General features: G+C 60.3%; 16 protein-coding genes. 9 read left to right on the forward strand and 7 right to left on the reverse strand.

Annotated features, from left to right (window positions below; translation table 11 throughout):
* Positions 1-6: 6 nt before the first annotated feature.
* On the reverse strand, positions 7-1686 hold the full coding sequence (locus tag OCK01_RS04715) for a formate--tetrahydrofolate ligase (protein ID WP_263823160.1): 1680 nt from the start codon (positions 1684-1686) through the stop codon (positions 7-9).
* Between the two features lie 180 nt (positions 1687-1866).
* Complete coding sequence (locus tag OCK01_RS04720; protein ID WP_263822892.1) at positions 1867-2787, reverse strand: hypothetical protein; 921 nt, start codon at positions 2785-2787, stop codon at positions 1867-1869.
* Positions 2788-3024: 237 nt separating this feature from the next.
* Between OCK01_RS04720 and OCK01_RS04725 the strand changes: the two genes are divergently transcribed.
* Complete coding sequence (locus tag OCK01_RS04725; protein WP_263822893.1) at positions 3025-3549, forward strand: TIGR00645 family protein; 525 nt, start codon at positions 3025-3027, stop codon at positions 3547-3549.
* 321 nt (positions 3550-3870) lie between these two features.
* Complete coding sequence (locus OCK01_RS04730) at positions 3871-4602, forward strand: helix-turn-helix transcriptional regulator (protein ID WP_182828759.1); 732 nt, start codon at positions 3871-3873, stop codon at positions 4600-4602.
* 76 nt (positions 4603-4678) lie between these two features.
* Here OCK01_RS04730 and OCK01_RS04735 read toward each other — a convergent pair whose 3' ends face one another.
* From OCK01_RS04735 to OCK01_RS04755, 5 genes are all read right to left on the reverse strand, one after another.
* Positions 4679-4996 (reverse strand): ArsR/SmtB family transcription factor, encoded by a 318-nt coding sequence (locus OCK01_RS04735; protein WP_182828758.1) that lies wholly within the window; start codon positions 4994-4996, stop codon positions 4679-4681.
* Positions 4997-5102: 106 nt separating this feature from the next.
* Complete coding sequence (locus OCK01_RS04740; RefSeq protein ID WP_263822894.1) at positions 5103-5858, reverse strand: HugZ family protein; 756 nt, start codon at positions 5856-5858, stop codon at positions 5103-5105.
* Positions 5859-5915: 57 nt separating this feature from the next.
* Positions 5916-6956, reverse strand: a complete 1041-nt coding sequence (choV, locus tag OCK01_RS04745; RefSeq protein ID WP_263822895.1) for a choline ABC transporter ATP-binding protein — start codon at positions 6954-6956, stop codon at positions 5916-5918.
* On the reverse strand, positions 6956-7828 hold the full coding sequence (gene choW / locus OCK01_RS04750; protein ID WP_182828755.1) for a choline ABC transporter permease subunit: 873 nt from the start codon (positions 7826-7828) through the stop codon (positions 6956-6958). The genes choV and choW overlap by 1 nt, the downstream gene beginning before the upstream one ends.
* Positions 7829-7914: 86 nt before the next feature.
* Entirely contained in the window at positions 7915-8856 is a 942-nt protein-coding gene (locus tag OCK01_RS04755) for a choline ABC transporter substrate-binding protein (RefSeq protein ID WP_409526960.1), read from the reverse strand.
* Between the two features lie 286 nt (positions 8857-9142).
* On the opposite strand from OCK01_RS04755, the gene OCK01_RS04760 reads away from it, so the two are divergent.
* From OCK01_RS04760 to OCK01_RS04790, 7 genes are all read left to right on the forward strand, one after another.
* The gene (locus OCK01_RS04760; RefSeq protein WP_263822896.1) at positions 9143-9529 is read left to right on the forward strand and encodes a c-type cytochrome; all 387 of its coding nucleotides are present in this window, start codon (positions 9143-9145) and stop codon (positions 9527-9529) included.
* Between the two features lie 211 nt (positions 9530-9740).
* A complete protein-coding gene (locus OCK01_RS04765) occupies positions 9741-10829 on the forward strand; it encodes a hypothetical protein (RefSeq protein ID WP_263822897.1) in 1089 nt (362 codons plus the stop codon).
* A gap of 54 nt (positions 10830-10883) precedes the next feature.
* A complete protein-coding gene (locus OCK01_RS04770) occupies positions 10884-11774 on the forward strand; it encodes a prohibitin family protein (RefSeq protein ID WP_263822898.1) in 891 nt (296 codons plus the stop codon).
* A gap of 16 nt (positions 11775-11790) precedes the next feature.
* The gene (locus tag OCK01_RS04775; RefSeq protein ID WP_182828750.1) at positions 11791-12933 is read left to right on the forward strand and encodes a hypothetical protein; all 1143 of its coding nucleotides are present in this window, start codon (positions 11791-11793) and stop codon (positions 12931-12933) included.
* 45 nt (positions 12934-12978) lie between these two features.
* On the forward strand, positions 12979-14892 hold the full coding sequence (locus OCK01_RS04780) for an ATP-binding protein (RefSeq protein WP_263822899.1): 1914 nt from the start codon (positions 12979-12981) through the stop codon (positions 14890-14892).
* Between the two features lie 95 nt (positions 14893-14987).
* The gene (locus tag OCK01_RS04785; protein ID WP_263822900.1) at positions 14988-15596 is read left to right on the forward strand and encodes a hypothetical protein; all 609 of its coding nucleotides are present in this window, start codon (positions 14988-14990) and stop codon (positions 15594-15596) included.
* On the forward strand, positions 15593-16882 hold the full coding sequence (locus OCK01_RS04790) for a DUF6638 family protein (RefSeq protein WP_263822901.1): 1290 nt from the start codon (positions 15593-15595) through the stop codon (positions 16880-16882). The genes OCK01_RS04785 and OCK01_RS04790 overlap by 4 nt, the downstream gene beginning before the upstream one ends.
* The last annotated feature ends 1 nt before the right edge of the window (position 16883 follow it).

Consider the following 16883-nt stretch of genomic DNA (forward strand, 5'->3'; position numbering starts at 1 on the left):
GCCAGATCAGAATAGCCCTTCGATATACCCCATCTCGTTCAGGTAGATCCGCTCCGACGAGGGCGATTTCGGCAGGCCGGGCATGGTCATGATTTCGCCGGTGATCGCCACCACGAAACCGGCGCCCGCCGACAGCCTGACCTCGCGCACATTCACCACATGCCCCTCCGGCGCGCCGCGCAGGCCGGGATCGGTCGAGAAGGAATATTGCGTCTTGGCCATGCAGACCGGCAGTTTTCCGTAGCCCTGCGCCTCCCAGGTGCGCAGCTGGTCGCGCACCGATTTGTCGGCAGTCACTTCGCCGGCGTGGTAAATCGACTTGGCGATGCGCTCGATCTTTTCAAACAACGGCATGTCGTCGGGATAAAGCGGCGCGAATTGCGACTGGCCGCCTTCGGCGAGTTCGACCACCTTGCGGGCGAGATCCTCGATCCCGGCCGAGCCTTGCGCCCAGTGCTTGCACAGGATCGCTTCGACGCCGAGGGTGGCGACATACTCTTGAATCGCCTTGATCTCGGCCTCCGTATCGGAGGTGAAGTGATTGATGCCGACCACCACGGGCACGCCGAATTTCTTGACGTTCTGCACGTGACGGCCGAGATTGGCGCAACCTTTTTGCACGGCGGCGACATTCTCGACGCCGAGATCTTCCTTCTTGACGCCGCCATTCATCTTCATCGCCCGCGCCGTCGCCACGATCACCGCCGCATCCGGCTTCAGCCCGGCCTTGCGGCATTTGATGTCGAAGAACTTCTCCGCGCCGAGATCGGCGCCGAAGCCGGCTTCGGTGACGACATAGTCGGCGAGTTTCAGCGCGGTCGTCGTCGCCACCACCGAATTACAGCCATGGGCGATGTTGGCGAAGGGGCCGCCATGCACGAAAGCCGGATTGTTTTCGAGCGTCTGCACCAGATTGGGCTGCATCGCGTCCTTCAGCAGCACCGTCATCGCCCCGTCGGCCTTGATGTCGCGGGCGAAGACCGGGCTCTTGTCGCGGCGATAGCCGATGATGATGTCGCCGAGCCGCTTTTCGAGATCCTTGAGATCGGTCGACAGACAGAGAATGGCCATGACTTCCGAGGCCACGGAGATGTCGAAGCCGGTTTCGCGCGGATAGCCGTTGGCGACGCCGCCCAGCGAGGCGACGATCTGCCGGAGCGCCCGGTCGTTCATGTCCATGACCCGCCGCCAGGCGATGCGCCTGATGTCGATGCCCTGCTCGTTGCCCCAATAGATGTGATTGTCGATCAGCGCCGAAAGCAGGTTGTGCGCCGAGGTGATGGCGTGGAAATCGCCGGTGAAATGCAGGTTCATGTCCTCCATCGGCACCACCTGCGCATAGCCGCCGCCGGCCGCGCCGCCCTTCACTCCGAAACACGGGCCGAGCGAGGCCTCGCGGATGCAGACCACCGCCTTCTTGCCGATACGGTTGAGCCCGTCGCCCAGGCCGACCGTGGTCGTGGTCTTGCCCTCGCCCGCCGGCGTCGGATTGATGGCGGTCACCAGCACCAGCCTGCCATTCGGCTTGTCCTTGATGCGGGCGATGAAATCGGCCGAGACTTTCGCCTTGTCATGCCCATATGGCATGAGATCTTCCGTCGCTATGCCCAGTTTCGCGCCGATTTCCTGGATCGGCCGCTTCTTCGCAGCGCGCGCAATTTCAATGTCGGATTTCACGTCGGCCATAAACATTCCGCCTCCCGTTCGGATGGTTCGCCCTTCGTCCACGCGCCTTCCTCCTCGGAGCGAGACGATCGTCAGTTAATCGGCAAAACGGAGCGGCCGCCGGTCCCAAAACAACCGAAGAATGTTCTATTTGCGACGTTTTTCATTTTGGGAGCGAAATATGGAGCCGATTACCGTCGCTCAGATCGGCTCGACCTCGGGTTCCAGCGTCGACAGGGTCGAGGCCGGCGCGGTGGAGGGCAGAAGAACGCAGTTGTCCGGCCTATCCGGCGTCAGGCAGGACTGCGGCGCCGTCAGCATGTCCGTCGAAGACAATTCGGTGATCAAGCCGATCTTCAGCATTTCCACGGGCTCGAGAGTCCTGATCTTATCCGGCGTCGCCGACTGCATCAAATCGAGCAGGACGAGATCAACGCCCATGTCCCCGAGATAATTGCTCAACGCCTTGCGCGTGGCCTTCGGCATTTTCGTGCTGCTTTTCGGCCCGATATCCTTGCGCCGGATCTCCTCGCGGCTCACCACCTTTCTCTTGCCGTCGACGATTTCGTAGCGTTCCTTGTAGTAGATCTTCTGGCGCCGATAAGTGGTGGTGACCTGGTGCACGCCCGTATAGGACCACCGGCTGGACAAACGCCTCTCGCCGCCGGCCAGCGCCAACGGGCAAGCCGACCAGCAGAACGATCCGGCCACGGCGACCGACCCGTAATATTCCCCATCGCGCGCACCGTCCGGCTTGCAATCGTCATCCGTGGGCCGGCAGGTGACGAAACGGGTGTAACCGACCTCCACCGCAAGGCCTTCCTTGCGGATCAGGCGTCCGAGCGCCATGGCCGCATCGACGTCGCCGCCCGGCGAGGTGATGATCAGGGGCAAGCGCCGGTCGCCCGCTTTTTTCACGATCTTCTTGAACGCTGCAGGCGTGCCGGGCGAGATCCGTCCCTCGCCGTAGATCCATTCGGGGCAGACGGGCTCGCAATAGCCCGCGCCGGACCGGACGATGGCAAACGTCATGGGACGATCGAACAGAGCCGGCAGGTTGGCGCCTTCCCTGCGATCGTCGGCTCTGACATCGGCGCAGGTCAGAGAGATCGCCAGGACCATCAAAATCCAGAGCCGACCCGCGCGCCCACTGTCAGACCACCGAGACATGAGTTTGACCACCATTCCTTCGTAGACTGAGAATTGGCTGCATTGGCCGGACGGCGCAAGACGCCGGCGATCCGATTTGCTATTTTTCTTTGCAACGTGGCGCCCGTACCGCATTGCGAAACCGCGCAGCGCCGAGTTATGACCGGCGCGCCCAAAGACAATGTGCTCGAAAATCGCGTGAGGCCGATCATGAAATCGTTGGAATTGATCATCGAGAGGATCATCCTGTCCAGCCGCTGGATCCTGGTCGCCTTCTATCTCGGACTGGTCGCCGCGCTTGCAGTCTATGCGGTCTCCTTCGCCTACAAATTCTGGAAAGTTGCGATCAACGTGTTCAATTTCGGCGAGGCGGAGATGATCCTCGCGATGCTGGGCCTGATCGACGCGGCGCTGGTCGCCAGCCTTATCGTCATGGTGATGATTTCAGGTTATGAAAACTTCGTCAGCCGCTTCGATGAAGCCGACGATGAAGTCTCGTTTCTCGGGAAACTGGATGCGGGCAGCCTCAAGATCAAGGTCGCCTCGTCGATCGTGGCGATTTCCTCGATCCATCTGTTGCAGGTGTTCTTGAACGCCAACCAATATGACAACTGGAAACTCGCTCTGCTCACGCTGATCCACATCGCCTTCGTCGTTTCGGCCCTGATGCTCGGAGTGTTGGAGAAGCTGTCCAAGAAGGACAAAGCCGCCCCCGGGGAGCGACCGGCCCTCTGAAGCGGCTGTCGGCTTTCCCATTTCGAGTCCGTTGCAAACGTTTACTTTCATCGAGACTATTGAAGATTGCTGAAATGTGTAATTATCATGCGCCGCGACATCGCAGTCGATCGCGTCCATGCCCCATCTGACCGGGGTCCTCGTCTGCGAAAAACTGCAAATTTTACGGAATTCGCTTTGCGAGAAGGAAGAATTCGGGCTATCAACATACCAGTCCGGAATACGCCTCAGTTTTTTCGAGCTGCATAAGGGGAACCGTCGGTTTTGCGTCATGGCTCGTCGGGCCGTTTGACCTTAGTCACGGAAGGAACGTCGGAACTCATGCGCCAGATGACGCTGGAACAGCAGCAATTGTATTCCGCGATCGGCGACGCCTCGGGGAAGCCTGATCTCGCGCTGAATCTGTTCCGCATAGGGCTGATGTTCGACTTCGCCTGCTCCACCTTCCTGGTGATGCCGTCCAAGACGGATCAGAGCATTTCCTCGCTGATCATCGAAACAAACGCGCCCGACGACTTTTACGAAAATCTCGACCAGGTCGCGCCGCCGAAAGACTCCTATGTTTATGATGCGGCGCGTTGCACGGTGCTGCCGCTGTCTTGGTCGGCCGAACAGGTCGAGCGTCAATGCAAATTGATCAACTCGGCGCCGCCCCTTTTCCTGAAGCATTATACCGATCACGGGTTCAGTCGCGGGCTGGTGATTCCGCTTTCCTCATTGGACGGATCGCGACACATCATCCGTTTCGACGGTGATCGCCGTCCGATGGAACAGATCGAAATCAACGACCTGACGATGCTGGCGCTACACTTTTTCCAGTCCTACGACCGCAATCGCTATCCGTTGACGGACAATCCATGCGGACTGACCGAACGTGAGGTGGAGATCGTCCGATGGACGGCAAAAGGAAAGACGTCTGCGGAAATCGGCATGATCATGTCTTTGTCGGACCATACCGTGAACGCCTATATGAACAATGCGGTGAAGAAACTCGACTGTGTGAACCGCACGCAATTGGTGGCCAAGGCGATACGGATGCGGGTCATCAGCTGATCTCCCATTCGCCGAAATAAAAAGAGGAGCTCTTTCGGGCTCCTCGCTCATTATAAAAGCCTGGAATATCCGTATATTATGCCGCAACGCTTTTCGGCGTGTCCTCCCCGTAGAGAGATTCCAGCGCACTGAGCAGCGTAAGAACCTGCGCCGAATTGCTGGAATAATAGATCGTCTGGGCGTCGCGACGCGTGCGAACGAGTTTCTGCGCGCGGAGCTTGGACAGATGTTGCGAAAGCGCCGACTGGCTGAGGCCGACCTGATTGGCGAGGACGCCGACCGGAACTTCGCCATTCACCAGGTTGCAGAGGATCAGAAGTCTCTTGGGATTGGCGAGCGCGGAAAGCAGGGCTGCCGCAGAGGCCGAATTTTCTGACAATGTCTTCATCTTCATAGCAATTTATCCTCAATCCAATTCGTTGATGTTTAACTCAATAAACCCCAGGCTCTTGAAATCGAACAGAAAAATCATAACGCCGTTTTTTCCTTGATGTACATTACTAATTTTCACGTATTTCCATAAGCATTTTCTCATATGATGCAATCAGCCCTTTTAGATCTTGAGCGGCTTCTTCAAGTTCAATACGCACAAGATGCTCGCCATGCGAGAGCTCCATGCCGCATGCATCAATTCCCGCTAGTTCCCAATTGTATGATTTTACATGGGAATATGCATTTGCAAGTAAGTTTGCGAGATCGGGGTCCAAGGATGCAACTTGCGAAAGGTAGTACAACTCATTTGCCGCGATATCCGACGTCAGCGAGGAATGGATAAGCAGGTCGCCTCGCAAAATATTATAACTTTTTCCAAAACCTCCATTGAGGAAGCCGTCTCCTAGCTCGATTCTGTGGAACTGGAAGTCCTCGAAAGAGGCATAGAGCTTGGATTTCGGATGCCGTCGCAAAAACCGACGCCGAATCACATTTTCCTCTTCAGAACCTTTTTCCACCTTCCTCACCACTCCGGTTACCGTCAGTCGCGGCCATGCCAAGGGATCGCCCTTGCGGGGTTCGCCGACGAGGAGAGAGCAACGCGGATCCGCCATCAGCGCTTTGGTGTGAGTTGCAAGGTGCGAGATCAGCAGGATAGGCGCGCCATCGAGATCGGCGCCGACCAGCGTGCGGGTGGCCAGTGGAAAGCCGGTTTCCGGATCGAGGACGGCGAGCGCGCCATAGCGCGCGCCTCGCAGCAGGGTCCGCGCGAGTTTGCGCGCCTCTTCGTCTGTTGGACGGATGAGCGGTGTCTCTTCCTGCATAAAAAACCCTCCGGCGCATGGGCGACCGGAGGGTTTTATCAGGGGCTCGGCTGTCCGTCAGCCTCTGTTGCGATGCCGCGTCAATCCGCTCACCACATCCTCGGCCGAGATCGCGCCGACCAGAACGCCGTTGTCGACCACGCCGATCACGCCAGGCTGGCGCGACATCACGTCGAGCACGTCGACGAGACGAGCGTCCGGCGTGGTGGCGCCGGAGACCGGGGCGTTCGGATCGACATTCTCCCGCCGCATGATGTCCGATGCCGTCAGCATGTTGATCGGGTTCATGTTCTGCACGAAATCCGCCACGTATTGATTGATCGGATTGCGCACGATGTCCTGCGGCGTGCCGCACTGGACGATCCGTCCGCCTTCCATGATGGCGATGCGGTTGCCGATGCGGAAGGCTTCGTCGAGATCGTGGCTGACGAACAGGATGGTCTTCTTGAGTCGACGCTGGAACTCGAGCAGTTCGTCCTGAAGGCGGGTGCGGATCAGGGGATCGAGCGCCGAAAAGGGTTCATCCATCAAGAGGATCGGCGCGCCGGTGGCGAACGCCCGGGCAAGCCCCACGCGCTGCTGCATGCCGCCCGAGAGTTCCTGCACCTTGCGGTCGGCCCATTTGGCGAGATTGACCAATTCGAGCTGTTCGCCGACGATCTTCTTGCGTTCGCCTTCCTGCATGCCGGCGAGTTCGAGCCCGAAGCCGACATTCTCGGCGACCGTGCGCCAGGGCAGAAGCCCGAACTGCTGGAACACCATCGACACGGAATGCATGCGGAGATCACGCAGTTCGGCGGGCGAACACTTGTAGGGATTGAGGAACTTACCCCCGTGGGCGACGCTGACGTCGCCGCGCACCACGGGCGCCAACGCGTTGACGGCGCGCAGAAGCGTGGACTTGCCGGAGCCCGAAAGGCCCATGAGCACGAGGATTTCGCCTTCCTCGATGCTCAGCGACGCGTTGGCCACGCCGAGCACCAGTCCGGTCTCGGAGCCGATCTCGTCGCGTGTCCTGCCGGCGTCGGCCATGGCCAGCGCCTTTTCCGGATTGGCCCCGAAGATGATCGAGACATTGTCGAACTTGACCGCTGTCATCACGCGTCTCCTTCGTCGGAAGACCGGAAAATTCGGTCGAGGATGATGGCGAGGATCACGATGCAGAGGCCGGAATCGAACCCCTTGGCGATGTTGACGGTGTTGAGCGCGCGCACCACCGGCACGCCGAGCCCGTTGGCGCCGACCAGCGCCGCGATGACCACCATCGACAGCGACAGCATGATCGTCTGGGTCAGGCCCGCCATGATCTGCGGCATCGCAAAGGGCAGTTCGACCTTGGTCAGGACCTGGCGTTTGGTGGCGCCGAACGCTTCCGCCGCTTCCACCAGCGACGGCGGCGTCGAAATGATGCCCAGTCGCGTCAGCCGGATCGGCGCCGGGATCGCGAAGATCACCGTGGCGATGAGGCCCGGCACCATGCCGAGACCAAACAGCAGCAGCGCCGGAATGAGGTAGACGAATGTCGGGATGGTCTGCATCAGATCGAGCACCGGACGCATGGCCGAATAGAGCCAGGGACGGCGCGCGCAGGCGATGCCGACGGGAATGCCGATCACCATGCAGACGCCCGTGGCCGCCAGCACCAGCGCCAGGGTCTGCATCGTCTCTTTCCAGTAACCCTGGTTATAGATGAACAGCATTCCGAGCAGGGTGAAAGCCGCGATGCCGACCGAGCGGCGCATGAACCAGGCGAAGCCGGTAAACACCAGGATCATGAAGAGAGGGTAGACCTGCTCCAGGCTCGACCCCTTGAGATAAGGCGCCTCGAGAACGAACAGCATCGCGTTGATCGACGAGTCGAGGACGGCAGAGATCACCCGGAAGACGACCTTCAGGTCTGTCGTCAGCCAGTCGACCACGGCCTTGGCCCAACTGCCGACCGGGATCTTGTATTCAGTCAAAATATTCATGCGCTGTCCCCGACAAATGACGCTGATGGGCAACCGGTTACCGCGCAGGCTTCCCCTCGCCTGCGCGGTCCGTCTTCATTCGCCGATCAGAGGCCGAGAGCGCTCTTGACCGCAGCGACCGCGTCGCCGCCATCCTTGGTGGTCACGCCCTTGAGCCAGGGCTCAAAAGCGGTGGGATTGGCGGTCAGCCATTCGGTGGCGGCCGCTTCGGGCTCCATGCCGCCGTCGAGGATCTTCTTCATCACTTCGTTTTCCATCGCCAGGCTGAATTTGAGGTTCTTCAGCAAAGCGCCGACATTGGCGCATTCGGCCACATAGCCTGCGCGGGTGTTGGTGTAGATGGTCGCGCCGCCGAGATTGGGGCCGAACACATCGTCGCCGCCAGTCAGATAGGTCAGCTTGAAGTTGGCGTTCATCGGATGCGGCTCCCAGCCGAGGAAGACGATCGGCTTGCTGTCGCCGTTGAGGCGAGCCACCTGCGACAGCATGCCCTGCTCGGAGGACTCGACCAGTTCGAAGCTCTTGAGGCCGAATTGGTCGCCGTCGATCATGCCGAGGATGAGGCGGTTGCCGTCATTGCCCGGCTCGATGCCGTAGATCTTGCCTTCGAGTTCGTCCTTGTGCTTGGCGATGTCGGCGAAATCCTTGATGCCGAGCGCGGCGCCCGCCTCGTTGGTCGCCAGCGTATATTTTGCGCCTTCGAGGTTTTCGCGCACAGTGTCGACGCTCTTCTCGTCGCGATAAGGCTTGATGTCGGCTTCCATCGTCGGCATCCAGTTGCCGAGGAAAACGTCGATGTCCTTGTTCTTCATCGACTGGAACGTGACCGGAACCGACAGGACCTTCACATCCGTCTCATAGCCGAGCGCCTTGAGCACGACGGAGGCTGTGCCGGTGGTGGCGGCGATGTCGGACCAGCCGACATCGGCGAAGCGGACGGTCGAGCAGCTATCGGGCTCGGCGGCCCGTGCGACGCCGGCAAAGGCCAGCGTAGATACCGCCAGCGCCATCACGGCTTTAGAAATCATTGACGTCATTGAACGTTCTCCCTCTTTTATGGTTCCGCTAGCCAACCACCATTGACGCGACAATTCAAGCAGATTGGCGGCGCGCACATGCCGATTAGCGACGTCATTTCGGCGCAATCCGAGAAACGCCGACGGCGCAAGAGGAAGACAGCTGAAAATTCCTTGTATTCCCGCTCGTTTTCCGACGACTATCGACTTCGAGCGGAGGCTTGATGGACGTCAAGGCAACGTCCTCGCCACCGCTTTATCATCGAGCTGCTGCAAACGATTCTCAAGGATTCTTTCGATGTTGAAGTCTCTCACCTGCGCCGCCCTTCTGCTTGCCGCGTCCACCGGCATGGCTTTCGCCGATGGCGACGCGAAGGCAGGCGCCGCCGTCTTCAAGAAGTGTTCCGCCTGTCATACGGCCACCGAAGCCAAAAACAAGGTCGGCCCCTCCCTGATGGGCGTCGTAGGCCGCAAGGTGGCGAGTGTGGACGGCTTCAAATATTCCGAAGCGATGAAGATCTTCGGCGCCGACGGCAAGGTATGGGACGAGACGCATCTGACGGCCTATCTCAGCAATCCGAAAGCCGCGATCCCGAAGAACAAGATGGCCTTCGCCGGACTGAAGAAGCCGGAGGACATCCTCAATCTCATCGCCTTTCTCAAGGATCCCGCGGCGGCCAAATGAGCGTTTCCGCGCCGTCGCGCCCGTCTTACTTGCAGCGGGCGCGATTTTTTCGCGTCCGAATAAATGGACAGCCTTGCGCGTTGACCTGACGACGACAACATAACCGCCTGTGACGGTTGAGCGTTTTGCCGGTTTTCAAATCGGCGAAAACGCCTATTGTGCGCACGCAGTCAACGCGCCGCGGCAACGCGGCCACTTCAGGGAAACGACCATGGCCAGCCTGCAGTCCTTCGACTCCGAAATCGAAAAGACCCGCTCGATCGTCAACGACATGCGCGGGAAACTCGACGCCTCGACAGGGGTGCTGGACCGTTTCGCAAAGGCGGACGCCAAGATCGGCGACGCCAGCTTCGACATTGAGAACGCCCGCATCCAGGACGTGCTGACCCAGCAGAAGGTGATGGAGGGCAATATCGCCGACCTCATTCTCGGGCTCGAGGACGCCACCAATGTGTTCGGCTCCGAATTCGAGAGTATGAAGAGCTATACGGGATTTGAAAAATTCGTCGGCATCTTCTCCAAGCAGAAGGCGCAGCGCATGCGCACCGATCGCGTCCGCGGCATGTCGCTGGCCGGCAATTTGCAGGAGCTGCTGGCGAAATCCGACACGATCGTCGGCATTCTCAAAGAACAGAAGAATGTCCTCGACCAGCGCTACAAGTCTTCCGAAGCCAGCCTGATCCAGGTGATCGAGCGCCGCAAGAACGCCATGGTCAATCTGGAGGCCGTCCAGAAGCGCATCGAGGAGCTCAACCCGCTGCTGCTCGACATCGAGAACAAGATCGCGTCGGCCACCGACCAGAAGGCGCGCACAGATCTCGAAGGCGAGCGCTCGAAACTCGCCACCGAATATAACGAGAAGCAGGCCAAGGAGCAGGAATTGCTGGCCGAAAGCCAGACGCTCGAACGCTACACCTCGATGTTCCAGACCTTCGTGGATTCGCTCAACAACCAGATCGCCGCGCAGAACACGCTGATCAACAAGCTGACCATCGACACGGAACAGCGCATCGTTCTCTACAAGGCGCTCGAGGATTCGTTGAAGACGGCCGCGCAGCAGGAAGTCGCCCACCGCATCAACACGCTGGGCAGCCAGGTGGATACGGCGGCTGAGGAAACCATGGCCGGCATCGGCGCCGCCGCACAGCGCCATATCGGCGACCTCCTGGAAATGCACGAGAAGAACATGCTCTCCACCCAGGACATCCAGCGCCGCAAGAAACTCGCCGACGACGCCTTCGCCCGCCGCTTCCAGGCCGTGCTCGACAAGCACAATTCCGCCAATTACACGCGGTCCTGAATGGGCCGCGTCAACCGACGCACGCGCTGATCTCGCTCGATCGAAAGAGCCTTCATGACCGAACCGACCGCCATTGCGAAACTCAAGACCAACAATCGCGGCTTCGCGAAATTCGCCGCCATCGCCGTTGTCGCCCTGATCGTATTTCTGATCGCCTCCGGCGGTTTCTACACCGTCGACCAGGGCGAACGCGGCGTCATCCTTCGCTATGGGGCAGTCGTCGGCACGGCGGAGCCGGGTCTCGGCTTCAAGCTGCCCCTGATCGACAAGGTGGTGAAGATCACGGTGCAGAACCGCAGCCAGCTCTATGAACGCGTCAGCACCTATTCGCGCGACCAGCAGCCCGCCGAGATCACCCTCTCGGTCAATTACCGTCTGCCAGCGGATCAGGTCGCCAAGATCTACGCCGAATATGGCAGCGAGGAAGGCGTCGTGAACCGGCTGATCGATCGGCGGGTCTATGAGCAGGTCAAGAATGTTTTCGGCCAGTTCAACGCCGTCACCGCCATTCAGGACCGCGCCCGGCTGAACGCGGAAGCCGAGGCCGCTATCCGCGACACGGTGCGGGGCCCGGTCATCATCGACAGCGTGCAGATCGAGAATATCGATTTCTCCGACGCTTATGAACAATCCATAGAGAACCGCATGCTGGCCGAGGTGGAAGTGCAGAAGATCCGCCAGAACGCCGAGCGGGAAAAGGTGCAGGCGCAGATCACCGTCACCCAGGCGCAGGCGCGCGCCGATGCCGTGCGCGCCGAAGCCGAAGCCAATGCGGCAGCGACCCGGCTGGCTGGCGAGGCGGAAGCCGACGCCATCAAGGCCAAGGGCGCGGCGTTGCGCGACAATCCCGAACTGATCAACCTGACCGCTGCGGAAAAGTGGAACGGCCAGCTTCCCTCCACCATGGTGCCGGGATCGGCCGTGCCGTTCCTTGGCGTCAAGTAAACATGGAGTGTCGCCCATGAATGCGGTCGAGCCGGCGGCGGCGCAATATTTCCAGACTGTCCGCGCCGCCTTTGTCGGGCTGGAAGCCTATCTCGACGGTCCCGGCCGCAACCAGTCGTCGAAGGATCTCACTTCGACGCTGGTGATGAAATATGTCGAGCGTCTCAAGACGTCGCTTGCCTGCTGGGAAAACAAGATCGGCTTCATGGACCGCTTCCGCATCTCGCGGGCGGATTCGGGCTTCCCGGTGTTCCAGAATGTTCTGGAGTTGGAAAACGATCGCCGTTCGGCCCCGGAGAAGCTCGCAGCAATACCCGATGCCGGTAGGCTGCGGGCGGAAATGGTCGACTTCATCCTGCGCAACAAGGCGTTTCCGGAAGAGTTGCAGAGCCGGATCGCCGAGCGGCTCTATCTCGAAGAGGCGCAGAAGGGCGAGGTGTTCTCGCCGGTGGTGTTGCCCGAAACCTCCGCCGTGTCGGTCAATTCCGAAAACTTGCGTCCCTCGGTGGTCGTCAACTGGGCGGCCTTCGACGGCGCGCAGACGCTGCCGATGATCTATATCGCCCGTATCGAGGACTCCTCGGAGAACCTCACCCGCATGCTGGTCAAGCCGGATGGGACATTGAACGACAAGGTGGACATCCCTTTCCCAGTCGGCGGTTTTCTCAATCCGGAACTCGCGGCTCGCTTCGACGATTTCGTCATCCGCAACAGCGGCTACGCGCTGACGCCGGTGACGATCGCCACCAATCTCGACAAGGATTTTCCGACGCTGCATCCCAAGCAGATGCGACGGATCGTCATCGGCCCCTTCTATTCGGCTGGGATCACCGAAAACAACGAGGTGATCAACTCGATCCTGTCGCGGGTGCGCAAGGCCGAAAACGCCTGGTTGCTGACCTGGACGGTGCAGGACGTGATCTCGAAACAGGAGAAGCCCGCCCAGCGCGGTTTCTTCTCCTCGACGCCGGCCGAGCAGATCTTCCATATCGACACCAATGATCTCGAAGCGGCGCGCATGGGCGCTAGCGCTTTCGAGAAACACGCGCTGGTGCCGCACGACGCCTATACAGCGCTCTACGCCTCGGGCGAAGCCGAGCGCGTTTTTGCGGGCTACAAGGTCCACGTCATCTCGGGCAACCAGGTGACGGATGTCTGAGAACGGCGGCGGGCCATTGCGGCCAGCCATGACCGGGAGGAACATATGTCGCTGAATACAGGCCTCACGGCCATTTCCGAAGACGATCTCCGCAGCCATCTGGCGACCGCGCAAAGCTTCGTGGGGCGCTTCTCGATGATCGAAAGCGACGCCGCGAATGCCAGCGCGCCGATCGCCGGCACAGGCCGCCGCTTCGTCTCCACCGTCTCGACATCAGGCATGCGGCGGACGCGCGAGGTGGATCTGGCCAGAGCCATCCAGGCGGCGCGCGCCGACGACCCGATGCTGTCTCCCCGCCAGCATGCGCTGCTCTACAGGGCCCGGCGCGGGGTGATGGCGGCGCTCGCGATTTCCGACGTCTTCGCTCGGCAGACCGGACTGGAGAGCCTGAAGGCCCGCAACGCCGCCTCCCCTCTGGCGGGTCCGGACGCCGAACAGTTCAAGGCGCTCCTGTCGACCTCCGCCTTCGTGGCCGCCTTCTCCTTCGCCGCCTATCTCTCTTCGACGCTGTCGGGTGAAGGCGAGCCGGCCGAGGATGTAGGCGAACCGGATTATCTCTTCGACACGCCGCAGGATGCGGTGAAATCGATGATCGCGGGTCTGGAGCGGGCCCTTTCCGGCGCCCCCGACGATCTCGCGCTTCTCAGCCGCGCCCGCGCTTTCGCCCGCGACGCCATTGCCGGGCTGATGACGCGCAAGCCGCGCTTTACCGGCCTCGGTCCTTTCGAGACCGCCCATATCCGCATCGAGAGCGACGATTTCGACCTCAACGGCTTCGACGTCGCCCCCGGCGTCAAACGCAAGCCGCTGGTGATGAGCTTCAAGAAGCCGGATGAGGTGATCGGCAATCACATCGCCAAATATCAGGGCATGAAACTCGCCAAGATGATCATGGCCTATGACTTCGCCCGCGGCCTCAATCCCTTCGTCGAGCTCGGCGGCTTCCTGTTCACTTTCATCGGCGACGGCATGCCCGGCACCGGCAAGACGACGCTGATCCAGATGATCGCCGGCCTGGTCAACGATTACTGCCAGGTGGCCGGCTATGCCTTCCACTATGAAAATTTCGGCGTCGACCAGATCTCGTCCTATCAGGGCAAATCCGGCCAGAACTGCAAGGCGTTCATCGACAACATCATGAACCCCAAGACGATCGGCTTCGGCACGATCGACGACGTCGACCAGGTCGCCGCGAAACGTTCGGACGACCGGGCCTCATCCGGCCAGCAGGAAATCACCGCCGTGCTGATGGAGGCCTTTGCCGGCGCCTCCACCGTTGTGCGCGGCAACTGCTCCTTCGGCATGTTCTCGAACTACCCGGAAAATGTCGACGATGCGCTGCGCCAGCGCGCCGGCGCCCGCTGGCTGGTCGACGGCCCGCAGACGCGCGAAGACTATATCGACATTTTCGCGCTGCTGGTCGGCAAGAACCACCAGATCCCGCTCGGCGAACACCAGCTCTATGCCGGCCAGGAGATCAAGCGCGCGGTGAGCGCCACCTATGAAGGTCACAGCAGGCCGACCGAGGAAGGCCTCGTCAAAGTGTGGGAACGCTTCGAGAAAAGCCGCGGCGGGCTGAGGACGATCGCCGATATCGGCGCTTATCTGCACGAGATCCGGCTCGCCGAGCCACGCTTCACCGGCCGCGCCATCAAGAACATCACCGACGCGATCAAGATGCGCGCCATGGATGTCGAGCTGCCCGACGACTGGTTCGAAAAACCCGAAACCTTCATGCACAAGGACTACGACGCCAAGAAAGCCATGATCGAGGACCTGCGCCAGCCGATCACGCTCGACATGGTGCAGCAGGAAATCAACCGCTACGCCGATTCCGAATTCCGCTACGCCGACAAGAGCGACGACGCCGCCGTGACCGACATCATCCGCCGCGAGCGCCAGCGCGAACGCGCGGTGCGCGAGATCGAGGCGATGAAGACGGAGGGGCGGTGGAGTTGATATACGAGAATCTTCGTATTATATGAAACAGGAAGGGTTTTCTACTTCGTCGATCCCGACACCGTGTTCATCAGCGTGCATAGATAGGTCGAGGTATGAAGCTTCATGTCGCAGGCGAAAAATCAAAAGCGTTATGTCCTCATTGCCAGGAGTTGACGGGCGCTACCTACGCCTATCGCGATGTTCCCTTCGACGACGGCGTCGGCAGGGCGAAAAACATCCTGGCTCTCGTTTGCGACCAATGCGGCGATATTGTCGCAACGCCCGCCCAATCGACGCCGGCAATCAAGGCAGCGAGAGAGACGGCAACACGGCCGATCGAGGTCAATATTCCAGCGCCATTTATCGAGGCGCTTGATCTCGCCGCATTTCGCATCGATCCGGAAGCCACATCGGAATTTAGAAAGAAGCTGCTCGCCTATTATATCTTCCAGGCGGCAGAAACAGATCAGGCTCAAACAGAACTGATCGGCGTGGCGCCGGACCGGCCGGTATTCAACTCCGAAGCTCCCAAGCGCCGCCTTTCACTGAAAGTGACGCCTCGACTAAACGCCGCTATCGAGCGTCTGGTGACCACCCTGCATCTGACAAAATCGGACCTTGTGAAGTTGCTTGTGCTCAAAATCTACGACGACATCCTCGGCTCTCGAAATCCTGCCAATCTCAAGGAACTGCAACGTCTCGCAGCTGTCGCAACCGCATGAAACGCCTCCTCGAATCCGAACTCATCTACGGCCGCCTGCTCACCGTCGACGCCCCGCATCTGATCGCCCGCTACAACAAGGCGCTCAAGGGGTTCGGCCTGGCCGAAACCAAGCTCGAACGCTTCGACATCGACATGACCGGCTTCTCGCCGGAGATCGCCGAGGAACTGGGCGATCGTGATTATCTCGATCCGCTCAGGGTCAACAGGCGCTTCATCATCCTGACCCCGGAACAGGAAAACCTGCCGGTGGTTCACACCAGCTTTTCCAACACCGCAGGCCTGATGCATGAATTCTATCGCGCAAACGCCCGCGCCATCAGCGCCGTCACCATCAAGGACGCGCTCTATGGCGAGATCGAGGATTCGGTGGCCAAGGTCGAGCATATCGAGGACCTGCTCTCGATCAACGAGGTGAATTTCCGCGTCCATTCCGCCGAAGACATCCTCGGCAAAGCGTCGGAATTGCGCATGCTCGCCGATCAGGTGACGTCGCAGCCCGACGCCTGGCGCGACGACGCCATGCTCAACCGCATGGTGGAGCTCGCCAAGATCACCGGCGACATCCGCCAGAACACGCTGGTGCCGGACCAGCTCGTCTTCCGCCATGACGCCTTCTGGGCCGATCATTTCGGCGGCGTCTTCGTCTTTCACGATGCCCGCAACACCACGGTGATCTGCCGCGCCGACACGCCGGGCTTCCGCAAGGCGCGTCCCTGGCAGGTGTCCTATATCGACATCGACGACCACGACACGCTCTACGGCTTTCTCGCCCGCACTCGCCGCATCGAGCTGCCCCAGGCCTCCTGGGTCATCGCCTCGGGTCTCTATCAGCATCGCATGCGGATGATCCTGCTCGGCCTCGCCAGCGCCAAGGATCCCAATTTCGATCCCGAACGCGCCGACATGGTCTGGCTGCAGACCTGGGCGCACATGAACACCGATCGCGTGCTCGCCGATGGCGGCTATCCCCTGCTCAACGAGATGCTGCGCGTGGCGGATACGACCGGCAGCATCCGCATGCCCGACATCGCCGCCAAGAACCGCTTTCTGCTGATCCGCGCCGAACCCACCCATCCGGATCAGTGGCTGGTCAACCGGCTGATCGCCTCGCTGCAGCCGCATGATTTCGTCTCACGCTTCATCTTCGACAAACAGGGCTTCTACAAAGCCTATGAGGCCTATCCGGAAAAGTTCCGGGAGCACGTTGTGAAGACGCTCGAAAGCACATATCTCAGGGACAAGGCGGGCTTTCGCCGCCGGCTCTACGGCATTCAAGAGGAGTGAG

The sequence above is a fragment of the Rhizobium sp. TRM95796 genome (assembly GCF_025779995.1).
Taxonomy (GTDB): Bacteria; Pseudomonadota; Alphaproteobacteria; order Rhizobiales; family Rhizobiaceae; genus Rhizobium_E.

Coding starts and splice junctions, on each gene's coding strand:
- choV (WP_263822895.1), bottom strand. CDS start 6,956: ATGACAGCGGTCAAGTTCGACAATGTCTCGATCATCTTCGGGGCCAAT.
- OCK01_RS04720 (WP_263822892.1), bottom strand. CDS start 2,787: ATGGTCCTGGCGATCTCTCTGACCTGCGCCGATGTCAGAGCCGACGAT.
- OCK01_RS04735 (WP_182828758.1), bottom strand. CDS start 4,996: ATGAAGATGAAGACATTGTCAGAAAATTCGGCCTCTGCGGCAGCCCTG.
- OCK01_RS04790 (WP_263822901.1), top strand. CDS start 15,593: ATGAAACGCCTCCTCGAATCCGAACTCATCTACGGCCGCCTGCTCACC.
- OCK01_RS04765 (WP_263822897.1), top strand. CDS start 9,741: ATGGCCAGCCTGCAGTCCTTCGACTCCGAAATCGAAAAGACCCGCTCG.
- OCK01_RS04775 (WP_182828750.1), top strand. CDS start 11,791: ATGAATGCGGTCGAGCCGGCGGCGGCGCAATATTTCCAGACTGTCCGC.
- OCK01_RS04770 (WP_263822898.1), top strand. CDS start 10,884: ATGACCGAACCGACCGCCATTGCGAAACTCAAGACCAACAATCGCGGC.
- OCK01_RS04740 (WP_263822894.1), bottom strand. CDS start 5,858: ATGCAGGAAGAGACACCGCTCATCCGTCCAACAGACGAAGAGGCGCGC.
- OCK01_RS04760 (WP_263822896.1), top strand. CDS start 9,143: ATGTTGAAGTCTCTCACCTGCGCCGCCCTTCTGCTTGCCGCGTCCACC.
- OCK01_RS04715 (WP_263823160.1), bottom strand. CDS start 1,686: ATGGCCGACGTGAAATCCGACATTGAAATTGCGCGCGCTGCGAAGAAG.
- OCK01_RS04780 (WP_263822899.1), top strand. CDS start 12,979: ATGTCGCTGAATACAGGCCTCACGGCCATTTCCGAAGACGATCTCCGC.
- OCK01_RS04785 (WP_263822900.1), top strand. CDS start 14,988: ATGAAGCTTCATGTCGCAGGCGAAAAATCAAAAGCGTTATGTCCTCAT.
- OCK01_RS04725 (WP_263822893.1), top strand. CDS start 3,025: ATGAAATCGTTGGAATTGATCATCGAGAGGATCATCCTGTCCAGCCGC.
- OCK01_RS04755 (WP_409526960.1), bottom strand. CDS start 8,856: ATGATTTCTAAAGCCGTGATGGCGCTGGCGGTATCTACGCTGGCCTTT.
- choW (WP_182828755.1), bottom strand. CDS start 7,828: ATGAATATTTTGACTGAATACAAGATCCCGGTCGGCAGTTGGGCCAAG.
- OCK01_RS04730 (WP_182828759.1), top strand. CDS start 3,871: ATGCGCCAGATGACGCTGGAACAGCAGCAATTGTATTCCGCGATCGGC.